Origin of the sequence: Dyadobacter tibetensis Y620-1 (assembly GCF_000566685.1) — a bacterium.
In the GTDB taxonomy this organism is placed as follows: Bacteria; Bacteroidota; Bacteroidia; order Cytophagales; family Spirosomataceae; genus Dyadobacter; species Dyadobacter tibetensis.
On record NZ_AZQN01000001.1, the window covers coordinates 700962 to 712875 of the forward strand.

Here is an 11914-nt window from a genome sequence, read left to right on the forward strand (position 1 = left end):
CTTATAGTACATCTACCCATTCGAACCGATCGGTCATAATTCCTTTGGGATGCTCCCGACCAATACGGAATCCAAACCAATTATGAGGAGCAATGACCCTGTTCTTTTTGGGGCATAAGTAAGCCGCCCACCATGCAAACGTACTGTTGGATATGATGGCAATGTCGGCATTTTGAATTAATTGGAAATCTATAATTTCTGAGTTACTCAAGAACATATAGTTATCTCGATGTGGAAAAGCGTTTTTAACGAACTCCATATCATCACTCACAAAGATGACCTTATAACTTTCAAGAGCTTCAATACGCATCAATTCTCGTTGAAAATACTCTATCGGTAAAGAAATATCCCTTTTGCCATAGGACAGATAATCGGTACGGCGTATATGAACTACCACCGTTTTATGGTTCCGGAAAAGATCTCCATACTGTTCGTCAAATGCCTGACGAAAGGCTGCCTTAATCTTCAGGGACAGAGGCCTCCCAATTTGGTTAATATAAAAATCAGATTGAAAAAAACCATGGTAGATAGTCCAGTCTCTGGGCGTATGATGCTTAGGACTAAACAGATTCTGAACATGTACCTCCTTAAAACTCCGCACTCTGGGCACAGACCTAGTCAGTAAGGAATAAAGCTTAGAATTAAGAGACAAATTGGGCCAATACCCCAGATCGAAATACCGAGCTAAACTGGCATGGTGCGGGTTAGGAAAAAAATATGTTTTCTGGGGATCCCTGGACTTTAAGTATTGAAGAAAACAATATTGGAATAACTGATTTCCCAATCTACCATTGAAATTCACTCCGATCATAAGCAATTCATAATTATGAGCACTAAGACTGAATCCGTGCCTTTATATATTTCGTATAAAATTCCGGATAAAATTGAACCATAAATCTCAAGGTCGACCATAAACTCACATTTATCTCTCTTTTAAGTATAATCTGAGCGATGGCAAACCCGACAATATTGGAGATAAGAGTGGCATAGGCTGCACCCATAACACCCATTTCGTCAATCAGAATGTAGTTTAAGCCGAGATTGACGGCCGTAACTCCCACTACCACCAGAAAAGTAGTTTTAGTCTTTCCAATAGAGTCCAGAATAGTACCAAACTGCCTTCCGTAAGGAATCAACAGGCAATAAAGAAGGGTGACCTGCAGCAAGGGAATGGTGTCTGCGTATTTTTCTCCGGCAATAAAGTATATCACATAGTCGGAAAAAAGATATAGGAAAAGCACTCCAGGCAAGACCAGGGCCAAGGTGGTGCCTACCGATTTCTCATACAGGTACTTGATTCCGCTTTTACCTTCTGTTTCCATCCGTCTCGAACTTTGAGGGAACACCACGACGGCAATTGCATTCCCTGGAATATCAATCAGATTGGTAATTCGGACAGCAATATTAAAGGCGCCTGAGGCGGCAGGAGACAACATAGCTCCAAGCATCATTTGGTCCACTGTTCCGGATAAAAGCGAGCTAACTGCTGTCCCAAAGGCATATTTACCGTATCCAAATAACCGATCTAACCATTCCTTGCTTATCGTAAAGGCCAATTTAAAGTAAGGCCTCACAAACTTAAATGCTATAACGCTGCTGACAATAGCCCCTAGGGCCTGTACCCAAACCAAATCCAGAAGAGATATCTTATATTCGGATAAGAATGAGACTAATACAAATCCAAAGAATATTCCTTGTCTGATGAAGTTGGTAATAAATATTCCTTGAAATTGAAGATTGGCTTGTTCTATGGCATTAAATTGGGTGAGAATTCCTGAAAAGATGTATACCAGTATATAAGTATACAATAGGCTGATGAGCTGGGGTGAGTCCCATAAACTACTTAAATATGGAGCAAAAATACCTATCAGCAGCAAACAGAGCATGGTAATAGCTATGCTAATAACCGATGAGGCGGTTATGATTTCAGGATGCTCGGCAGGTTCTGCCGACGAAAGATATTTAACCAATGCGTTTTGGATCAGACCACTACGAATCGCTTCAGCAATGGTGGTTACCGACATAAAAAGGGTCCATACCCCGAAGTCGTCCTTCGACAGAATACGAACAAGAAGATAAAAGCCTCCAAAACCAAATAGTACCCCAGAGAAATTCTGTAAAATATTAAGCAGACCTGATTTTAACCAATATTGATCCTTCGCCTTGCTACTCATCCCTTTGCTACCATTAAGAAATGGTCCATAATTATTTGTTTAACCTCATCATCAGACTTGGCATGAAAAATTTCTGCTCCTGAAAATTTAGGGTATAATTTTTCGTAACACTTAAAATGATGCTCAGGGCCTTTTTTCGATAGAATTAAATTTTTACCTCCAAAGTAACTAGCCAAAGTGGCTGTTCCCCCATGTATAGATAAAAAATCGGTGGCATTGGCATAGACCATCAGTTGCAAATGGTTGAAATTCCTAGCACCTGCCTTGTTTTCCAAATATAGATCTTCCATCAAAATAACCTCCGGATACTCCTCCTTAAGCCAAGTGTATTCATCCATGTCATATACATCGGAATTATCCATGGTGATATTCTGTGGTCGGGGCCGGTTATAAACGATCTGATACCGGCTACTCAATCGGTCTAGAATATATTGTAGAATCTCAATACTAAAATAACTGACAGGCGGACCATCCCATTCCATATTATATCGATTCGCTATGATCAATATTGGCTTATCATATCGGTAAATATCGTTTTGGTAATGCGCTTTCAAAGGAACTGGCAACCATTTCTCCATGTCATAATCCTGGCTGTACAGGATTCTAGGCATTTCCAGATTATAGTTCCCTTCATTATTTCTGGTCTCAAAAGTTTCCTGATGCGTATCGGAGAAGAAATAAAGCTCTTTGGTATATTTTGACGAAGCTGTGGATTTTAAGGTCCCATTCATATGATGCCAATAGGCAAAAGGGAGCACGAATTGTAGCTCCGGAGCGAATTCTCCCTGAAAACTTAATTCCTTATATACCGGCTTGGTCCAATAGTCCTTAATATAATATCGCCATTGTCGGATTTGGCACTCGTAGGTGTGCCTATAATAATATCTCCATTCAGAAGGAAGTCGTCCAAAGCGAAGCAGTACGAAAAGACTTAATAATTTATTTAACATATACCATTGATGCGTATTGCCTGTTAAAAGAATAACAGATGCAAATCCTGTTACCGTTAGGCGACTAATATGAAGTTGAACCTATCCAATTATTCTCTTATTCAAAAGTAGAATTTATTTGTATATTTAAATACGGTTAACCCATAAATGTTTTGGAAATGCATGAAAATAAAATTCAAAATATTTCAATTAACTGTATATTTACGCTCATATAGTCGTTTTAAAACCCCTCAACGTCGCACTGAACCTTATGTCTTTCTATAGCATGCCTGGCTGGACTAAAGCCCATTTGTTTTCACATTTACGTTTCCAGGATATTAGTCCCGATCGGATAGAAAAACTAAAGAGTCAGCTAAAAAAATTCAGTCCAGAGAATCCTGAGGTCAGTGTAGTAGTACCTATGTGGAATGAAGCCGACAACATTTTTAGAACACTTTCAGCCTTATCGGCTAATTCCACGAGGTACCGAACAGAAATTATTGTAATTAATAATAATTCTACAGACAATTCCCAGCAGGTGCTTGACCAATTAGGTGTTAAGAATTTTTTTCAGCCAAAGCAAGGAACTCCCTACGCTCGTCAATTGGGTCTGGAAAAAGCCAAAGGCAAGTATTTTCTGTGTGCCGATGCCGATACACTCTATCCGCCTGCCTGGATTGATCTCATGGTTGAGCCTATGGTGACCGATCAAGACGTCACGGGCGTCTATGGTCGTTATTCATTTATACCTCCTGAGGGTCAAGGTCGCATGGGATTCTGGTTTTATGAACTATTTACAGAAATTATCATTCGTATTAGACAAAGGAAACGTCAGTATCTTAACATTTATGGTTTTAATATGGGACTGATTCGAAGCATAGGCCTAGAAACGGGTGGCTTTAATGTTACAGGGGGGCGAAAATACGACGGGGCCGTTGGTAATGATAATGAAAACGACGCAGAAGATGGTCGGATGGCTCGCAATCTGCTCACCAGAGGTCGTATTCAATTAGTTAGTGCCCCTAAAGCCCGCGTGTTCACTTCTTCCAGACGCCTCATGGACGATGGAAGCTTATGGCAAGCCTTTACAAAACGAATTAAATATCAGCTACGCATTTTTAAAGAGTTTACTTAGGGAGGGGCTCAGCCCTTCCTTCCAGTTAATAATTTTCTGATTGCATGTAAAATAACTTGGGCAATTTTAAATTTCTCAGCGGTCATAGCATAGATCAGACTTATCCAATCTATAGCAAACTTGAATGAGGGCGATTGCTAAATAGAAAAGTATGTTATTGGGATATTGAACTAGCGCCTCCTGAGGAAAATTCCCAATGTTTAAGGCGAATAGTACGAGGATCATAGCCAGACAATACATTTTCAGTTCTGGATTTCGTATTCGGTAATACTGATCAATGCCCGTACTTAAAAATATATACATCAAAATACAGAACAAAAATAACCCGATCCATCCTAATTCCACTGCTACCCGCACATACCCGCTGTCAGGTGGAAAATTTGCAAGATAGGAATAGGGAGCAAAACGTACTCCCCACATGCCCGTAGCACCTAGCCCGCCGCCCATTGGGTGCGACAGAATATAGGGCTTAATGCGAGCCTGATTCATTTTGCGTACATTATAAGAAGCGTCATCTCCGGGCCTAAAGGCAGTCTGAAACCGAGCAATGGAAGGATTAGACGTGGGAATAAAAATAAGTGCGACGAAGAAAAAAGTGGCCAGAATGGCGCCTATCATGATTTGCTTACTAAACTTTAGTATGGCCAGCATTACCAAAGCTGCCGGCACGAGCACATATGCTCCTCTTGTACCCGAGAAAAGCATAGAATGTCCCATGAAGACGAGAACAGGCACGAGCAGGACCTTCATCCATTTGGGTATAGGCCCTAGTAATAGCACGATACATAAAAGACAGCCTAACACCATGTTGTAAGAAAATTCAACAGGATCCGAAAATATGGAATATTTACGCCAGTGCCCGTCGATGAAGAGCAATGAAACATTGAGCGGATCCGACTCCAAAGTAGCCATTTCTGAATCTGGAAATCCAAGATATTCCTGTCGGTAAGCGTATAATGCAGCAACTAAGGATAAGGTAAGCCATAGAACCAAAAGAATACGTACCTGTTCAAGCGTTCGGATATAATAGACAAAAACATAGTACATCAGTGTAATCACAGCCACCGTGCGTACGGTATACACCCATGCCAATCTTGATTCGGCAGCCGGATTTATTACTTGCAGCAGATTATAACCTACCCATACTAGAATCATAACGGATACCGGCCCCCTGAAGATAGACCAATCCGGCCTCTTTTTATGACTAATAATCAGACTAAGTAGTAGAAAAGCCTGCATCCCGTCCAGAACCGTCCCCAAAGGAAAGTTAACCCCCATTCTAAAAATAAAGAAAAGGAAGTAAGCCAGGATAATGAGACATAGAATCCCGAAAAAAGGAAACATCATCATGGCATACACGGTAGGAAGGGCCGCCAGACCTACCAGAACCAGCACTCCTGTACTCAGTCCTCCTTTGACTGTGAGGACACCTAGGCACACGGCCACTACGGAAAGTGTCGCTAGCGTCCGATAGTCATATAGCCAGTCGGTATACCCCCGAAATGGGTTATAGGAACGATTTCCTTCTCTGGATTTCAAATACTAATATTTTAAATAAATAGAATCTTAAAGAAAAAGAAAAATATACTGATAAAAGCGGCCAGTAAAGCAACGCGCCGCATCACCTTATCCACCGGGGTAAGATGGGGCTCCCTTTCTCCTTCTCTCACCTTATTCCTGGGTTCTACTTTCATGATTTCAAGTCTTTTCCTGAAATATTTTTATGTCGGGTAGCTACTGAAATTTGATTTGCCTTCTTTACCTTTAGTAACGATCTTAATTGATAAAAGATAAAGGACGGAATGCCCTTCAAGGCAGAATAGATAGACCTGTCTGTAGGACTATTCCATAGGGCCAGCATAAACCCGACAACAAAACATAGCAAAGCCAGTAGCCATAAAAGGGTAATGACAGGCCAAAATGCTAAATTAAACAGAGCAAAGCCTACGGCAGCCAAAATAAAGATAAATAATGGTGGGCGAAGCAGAACAAGACCAAAAAGAAACTGATTCCAGTTAAAGTTAACAATGCCTTTACCCATCAAACCAAACCCTAGACTAAAATAACGGAACCAGGTATTAATCCAGCGGGCCCGCTGGTTGACGAGCTGCCCCGCCTCGGAGGTCTTTTGATCCCAAACGATGGCTTCCTCCGCAAATGCGATACGTTTACCCTGATCGATGATAGCATGTTGAAGTACCTTGTCGAAGCCAGCACCATCGACCGCCTTATTTTGCAGGCAGTCGCGATAAAGTTTCGTGGTAAAGGCCATACCCGAACCCGCTAGGGTTGCCGATGCACCTAGACCAAAAAGTACTTTTCCATCATAATAATGATAATAGATGTCACGGGCGGCATCCAGACGAGCCAGAACCGTATCTAGATTTTTCGCCGACCGAATCCCCTGAACCGCCTCATAACCCTGTCCAAAGTAAATGTTAAGCTGGCTCATAAAATCAGCATCTACTATATTGTCGCTATCAATGATTGCCAGATGGCTATGCGACCTTTGGAAACGCTCTATGGCGTAAAAATGTGATTTCACATTACCCGCTAAGGTCTCAGGCGGTCGGAGCACGACCACCCTGGGATCCATAAAATTCAATTCTGAGATATCACAGTTGTCGGCTACCACATAGACTAGAAAATTTTGATAATCAGATTTTAAAATGGAAGCCACCACTGCTGGAAGCTGATCCGTTATCTGATAAGCCGTGACAATGACACCATAGTCGGGCCTCGGGTGATTTGTACTCCACTTCACTGACTTATTTACTAATAAGTATATCAGCCACATGAACAAGGGCATGATCAGAAACACTCCGAAGTATGCCTGAATCAAAATCCATAATACATATAATAAAATCATAAAGCCTGTATTTTAGCTAGATATCGATTCTTTTTCATGGATGTCTTTGGTGCCGGTAAGCACCCATCCGGCAAACTTACCATCAAGCGACTTCAAGTAATCAATTCGCGATCGATCTTCCTCACTTATGGTTTTGCCATAGGCAAATGCTGCTAAAACAACGTTGGCATGAATCATCCATTCCTTGGCCTTATTACGGGCTTCTAATGCTTCTACTTCGATCAGTATAACATCGAAATGCTTTCTGGCAAAATCCATGAGATATCCCCTCTCCTCTGCGGAAAGGAGCTCCTCCAAAGATATGTCTCCCCCTTGATTGCCAATACTAGATACATGTGCAAGTGCACCGACCTGAGTAATGCCGGAAGGTAATTGTTCTTTTATATTTTCTAAATATACCTTGGATTCCATGATTTCCGTCAGGCTGGGGTTAGCCATATTCCCATCGATGAGCAAAACCTTTTTGTTAATTTTGGAATAGGCCCAGCTAAGTCCAGATGTCAACGATGACTTCCCTTCTCCTTCTCCCAGGCTGGTGATGACAATCACCTTAGGATCAATCTGCATCTGATCCACTTCAAACCGGATCGAACGCATTAAACGCTGATACTGATTCAAATTCTTAGTGGCGCCCATCTCTCCCATGGACAGGAGTGCCCCGGGATCGTTTAAATAATTCAGGTAACCAAGGACAGGAATTCCTGTTTCATTGGCCAACTGTAAAGGGTAGCGCAGAGCCCGGTCGAAATACCAGACGATAAAGAAAAATAAAAGGCAAAAAACGAAGCTGACAATACCCGAAAGGGCTAGGAGCATAATTTTTTTTGAGGGCTTTATCCCTCCCGGCAAGGCATATTCCGCTTGCTTGAGTTGTACAGGAAAACTTGCAGAAAGCGTAACATCATTATAACGTTGCAGCGCCTCCATATACTCCCTGGTTGCAATGTCTATACCCGTCTCCAGTTCCTGAATTTGAGCCTCATTAGGCACCAGCTCGTCAAATTTGCGATTGAGCCTACTGAGTTCTTTGTTTATGGAATTCACGCTATTGCCTGCCAAATCTAGGGCCACTTCCATACTTAGCCGCTGATTTACCAATTGTTCCTTTAAGGTAAGCGGATCATAAAGGTATTGATCTGATACCTGGCTGATCTGTTCATTCAATTTTCTTTGGGTAGAGTCGAGTGAACGCTTGACGGTCTGGTCGAAGTTACTGCGGATATAAGCTTCATTTAAAGCTCTAAGTCTTTCCTTGGAGCTGACAATTTGCTGATTGATTCCTGCTATTGACTGCTCGATATATTTACGTTGATTGGGGTCAAATTTTTTGTCTATCTTTTTAATTGCCTCGGCATAAGCAACTATTTCTTTCCCCGCTATTTCCCTCTTCGCTTCATATTCTGCTATCTGTCCATAAAGACTTCGGGCCTGCTCATTAAGATTCAAAACCCTGTTTGTAATTTTAAATTCCCTCAGAATATTCATTCTATTCGTGAGCGCCGACCGTTTGGTTTCCAGGAAATCCGAAAGAAACTTTAATGCTTTTTCATTATTATCTACCAAGCGGTTCGAAAAGTAGTTGACAAATCGGGCGATCAGGGTGTTAACCAAAAATTCAGACTCTAAAGGATCGTTGGCTGTAGCATCGATGCTGATATAATCGGAGTTGCCCTGGCGGAAGATGGTGTATGAACTGGCCAATGATTCATGATCGAAGGATAGCTCATTCAGAACCGCTATTAGGAAGTCATTTTCTTTCGTTCCGGGAAGCAAATCTTCCCTTTTTTCTAATTTCTGATTTAGTATACGAATATAGCGGTTCTTTTCCTGGGCCGACATCGTATCGAAAGCGCCTAAAGATTCTCTAAAGCGCTCGGAGGCAGGGGATTTCAACTCGTGAAGAAGCAATTCGTATGATACCTGATTCAAAACCTTTTTCAAACGTAACATTTGGATGAGGTTTTCAAATTTGCGGTTAATTTCTGACTCCTGATCGTCCTCTCCCAGTGAGATAATTTCCTCTGTTTTGTCGACCAAACCCGTTGCCAGACTGCCGTGTGAAGTAAACTCACTGGGCAATTCACGCACCAGAAAAAAACAAATGATCAAGGTAGCTAAGGGTATTAGCACGAGTTTCCATTTGTTGCGGTTCAGCAGCTTGAGGAAAAGTAAAAATTCGGTCATTGGATGGATTCAATGGTTTGGCCTATCATCTCTTCAAGATTATTTTTGGCGATAAGTAAATTGGCTTCAGCAGTGACCTTCACCTGCAGCTGATCGGACACCATATTGAGTGCATTATTATAATTACTGAGTGGTAGCTCACCTTTTTCGAATTTATAACGAACATCGCTCAGAGCACTTTGCGCATCCATTAAGGCACTTGTCTTTATGTTTAGCAAAACCAGATTCTGAACATAAGCATAATATCGATTACGAACCTCAGCCTCCAAAGAACGCTGATAGGTCTCCTGTTCGGCTTCGACTGCTTCCAATTCGTAGCGTGCCTGTTTTATTTTGGCGGGTTTCTGCAATAAGGAACCAATATTGACGAAAAATCCAAACTGATATCCATTCAGAAGATTGGGATTAACTGCCGAGATTTGGTTGGGATTGAATAAGTAAGAAAATGAAAGAATCTCAAAATAAGAAAGCTTCGCCTGTTTAATGCCGGCCTCTCCTATCTTAATACGGGCGTCGAACACTTCCATTCTGGGATAATTCTTCTTAGCTGTATCTACCAACTTCTGAAGTAAGTCGGGAGATACCTCCGTTAACATAGACTGTTGCGCTCTGGTCGGGAAGTAACACAGTTGTAAAAAGAAGAAAAGTAAAATTATTAATCTCATGTAAAAAATTTAAGTTAAAATTCTTATCCTCTGGCAAATGCTGTGTCCCGTCAGCAAGAAATTAAACGTTCTCAGATTGCAGTAGAGCGGGGAAAGTTTTAAGTATAATTTTCATATCCATCTTAAATGAAAATTCTCTTGCATATTGGACATCCAGAAGCGAACGTTCCTCCTCTGACATATCTGCTTTACCTTTACCCCGTTTAGTGACCTGCCATAGGCCCGTAAGTCCAGCCGGACCCGAAAAACGTAAGATTGTTTGATCTGTGGTTAACTTTTCCGCTTCATATAAAGGCAGGGGCCTATTGCCTACCAGCGACATATCTCCACGTATAATATTAAGCAATTGAGGCAGTTCATCTAGACTCGTATTTCTTAAAAATTGACCAATTCTAGTAATACGCGGATCGTTCTGAAACTTCATGAAGGCGGCTTTTTGCTCCTTCTGTTGTCCGTATACCCGCTCACAAATTTCTTTTCCATCTAGGAAGAGTAGCTTCGAACATGCAGAACGCGATGAACAAGATCCGCATAACACAAAATCTGTTACTGGTTGCTCACCTGCCTCCGTCTTTTTGTTGTACATATTAAAGGCAGCCATCTGCCGCATAAGACTGTCGGCATCTACCCGCATCGTACGGAACTTATACAAATTAAATATGCGATAACCACTACCCACCCGCTTGGACTTGTAAATGATCGGCCCTTTACTATCCAGACGAATCAATAAGGCCACAATGAGCAGAACTGGAGAGAGAATAAGCAATGCTCCTCCGGTTAGAATAAGATCCATAGCTCTTTTCCAAACAGGCAACTTTTGCTGATTCCCTTGAATTTTTTTGGATGCTTTTTCAGCGATGTACCAATGTCTTTTGTTAAAGTAATGAAGCCGTGTTAGTAAATCGCCGGTAGAGAAATGTGCATCAAAAATATCATCAGCCTTTTTTTGTCGTGCCAATGCTACTTGCTGAGCTCCCAATTTGTCGACCTGAATGATAAAGGGAATATTACTGAATTTGGGTTGAGAGCGTATGAATTGCAGCAGGTCGATACCCTGAGCATTTTCATGAGCAATTACCACATCGGCCGGATAGTATTGGCTAAGGGCATCAATCACGCCTTGTTGCGTATCAAAATATTCCACCTGCACGGCTTGTCCAAACTTGTCAAGCATCCAAAAATACTGCTCAATGTCCCGATTTAGATAGATAACTCTAAATATCGGCACGGGCAGTTTGGGAATCGTTGCCTTACTGTCTTGCTCCAACACTATTTCCATGAACTATAATCAATATATCCGTGAAGATCGTCTTAAAATGGCATGTATTTTTGCCTGTACTTCCATAGGATTGAAGGGCTTAAGCATAAAATCGTCCGCACCGAGATTAAGGCACTGAATACGCTCGCCGCTATCATCCGATCCGGAAAGAATAATGAAGGGAATATCAGCATAAAAATTGCTGGCTTTCAGATTTCTAAGCAACTCTTTACCTCCCAAATTAGGCATATGTAGGTCTGCAATGATTAAATCAGCCTTATTTCCTGCCTCCAACCAAGCCATTCCTTCTGCCCCATCTTGATGTACTATAACATTAAAGGTATTTTTCAGAAAATTTTCCAATATTCTACAGATACTTGGCTCATCATCAATTACCAAGACGTTCTTTTTAATTTCCATAGTTTGCATTCGGCTTTTGTTGATGGGATCGGCAATATTTTTATAACGTTGAGTCACCAAACCCAATTTACTATTAACATCGGTGATGCCTGTAAAGTTAAGATAATTTCCGTGTAGAAATAATAACGGACAACATCTTAAATAAATGGCGAAAGAAAAACCAGATAAAATTCTACACTTTTATTAAATAGTACAGAAAACCGCAGAAATAAATTTGTAACCGATAACAAATCTCCTTGAATTGTAGTATTGTTTCTAATCATTCACCCTGAATACCCTT

At 41.3% G+C, this 11914-nt stretch carries 11 protein-coding genes; 1 reads left to right on the top strand and 10 read right to left on the bottom strand.

What is annotated here, in order from left to right:
• Position 1: 1 nt before the first annotated feature.
• Genes X939_RS0102995 through X939_RS0103005 form a run of 3 tightly spaced genes read right to left on the bottom strand, consistent with a single transcriptional unit; the run spans position 2 to position 3124 of the window.
• Positions 2-811 (bottom strand): alpha-1,2-fucosyltransferase, encoded by an 810-nt coding sequence (locus tag X939_RS0102995; protein ID WP_025761792.1) that lies wholly within the window; start codon positions 809-811, stop codon positions 2-4.
• Positions 812-833: 22 nt separating this feature from the next.
• Positions 834-2174, bottom strand: coding sequence for a flippase (locus X939_RS0103000; protein ID WP_025761793.1), 1341 nt, complete (start codon positions 2172-2174; stop codon positions 834-836).
• Complete coding sequence (locus tag X939_RS0103005; protein WP_025761794.1) at positions 2171-3124, bottom strand: hypothetical protein; 954 nt, start codon at positions 3122-3124, stop codon at positions 2171-2173. The genes X939_RS0103000 and X939_RS0103005 overlap by 4 nt, the downstream gene beginning before the upstream one ends.
• 250 nt (positions 3125-3374) lie before the next feature.
• Here X939_RS0103005 and X939_RS0103010 point away from each other — a divergent pair, with 250 nt between their 5' ends.
• Complete coding sequence (locus X939_RS0103010) at positions 3375-4238, top strand: glycosyltransferase family 2 protein (protein ID WP_025761795.1); 864 nt, start codon at positions 3375-3377, stop codon at positions 4236-4238.
• Between the two features lie 75 nt (positions 4239-4313).
• Here the strand turns inward: X939_RS0103010 and X939_RS0103015 are convergent, their stop codons facing one another.
• The 7 genes from X939_RS0103015 to X939_RS0103045 form a co-directional block, all read right to left on the bottom strand.
• On the bottom strand, positions 4314-5777 hold the full coding sequence (locus X939_RS0103015; RefSeq protein ID WP_025761796.1) for an O-antigen ligase family protein: 1464 nt from the start codon (positions 5775-5777) through the stop codon (positions 4314-4316).
• An 11-nt stretch (positions 5778-5788) separates the two neighbouring features.
• On the bottom strand, positions 5789-5932 hold the full coding sequence (locus X939_RS23565; RefSeq protein WP_157493014.1) for a hypothetical protein: 144 nt from the start codon (positions 5930-5932) through the stop codon (positions 5789-5791).
• Complete coding sequence (locus X939_RS0103025; protein ID WP_025761797.1) at positions 5929-7107, bottom strand: glycosyltransferase; 1179 nt, start codon at positions 7105-7107, stop codon at positions 5929-5931. The genes X939_RS23565 and X939_RS0103025 overlap by 4 nt, the downstream gene beginning before the upstream one ends.
• Positions 7108-7119: 12 nt before the next feature.
• A complete protein-coding gene (locus X939_RS0103030; RefSeq protein ID WP_025761798.1) occupies positions 7120-9291 on the bottom strand; it encodes a GumC family protein in 2172 nt (723 codons plus the stop codon).
• Entirely contained in the window at positions 9288-9956 is a 669-nt protein-coding gene (locus X939_RS0103035; RefSeq protein WP_025761799.1) for a TolC family protein, read from the bottom strand. Before X939_RS0103035 ends, X939_RS0103030 begins: the two co-directional genes overlap by 4 nt.
• Before the next feature lie 61 nt (positions 9957-10017).
• Complete coding sequence (locus tag X939_RS24065; RefSeq protein ID WP_025761800.1) at positions 10018-11235, bottom strand: sugar transferase; 1218 nt, start codon at positions 11233-11235, stop codon at positions 10018-10020.
• Positions 11236-11244: 9 nt separating this feature from the next.
• Positions 11245-11634 carry a response regulator transcription factor gene (locus X939_RS0103045; protein WP_025761801.1) on the bottom strand — a complete coding sequence of 130 codons (390 nt, stop codon included), beginning with the start codon at positions 11632-11634 and terminating at the stop codon, positions 11245-11247.
• Positions 11635-11914: the final 280 nt, after the last annotated feature.

Coding starts and splice junctions, on each gene's coding strand:
- X939_RS0102995 (WP_025761792.1), bottom strand. CDS start 811: ATGATCGGAGTGAATTTCAATGGTAGATTGGGAAATCAGTTATTCCAA.
- X939_RS0103000 (WP_025761793.1), bottom strand. CDS start 2,174: ATGAGTAGCAAGGCGAAGGATCAATATTGGTTAAAATCAGGTCTGCTT.
- X939_RS0103005 (WP_025761794.1), bottom strand. CDS start 3,124: ATGTTAAATAAATTATTAAGTCTTTTCGTACTGCTTCGCTTTGGACGA.
- X939_RS0103010 (WP_025761795.1), top strand. CDS start 3,375: ATGTCTTTCTATAGCATGCCTGGCTGGACTAAAGCCCATTTGTTTTCA.
- X939_RS23565 (WP_157493014.1), bottom strand. CDS start 5,932: ATGAAAGTAGAACCCAGGAATAAGGTGAGAGAAGGAGAAAGGGAGCCC.
- X939_RS0103025 (WP_025761797.1), bottom strand. CDS start 7,107: ATGATTTTATTATATGTATTATGGATTTTGATTCAGGCATACTTCGGA.
- X939_RS0103030 (WP_025761798.1), bottom strand. CDS start 9,291: ATGACCGAATTTTTACTTTTCCTCAAGCTGCTGAACCGCAACAAATGG.
- X939_RS0103035 (WP_025761799.1), bottom strand. CDS start 9,956: ATGAGATTAATAATTTTACTTTTCTTCTTTTTACAACTGTGTTACTTC.
- X939_RS24065 (WP_025761800.1), bottom strand. CDS start 11,235: ATGGAAATAGTGTTGGAGCAAGACAGTAAGGCAACGATTCCCAAACTG.
- X939_RS0103045 (WP_025761801.1), bottom strand. CDS start 11,634: ATGGAAATTAAAAAGAACGTCTTGGTAATTGATGATGAGCCAAGTATC.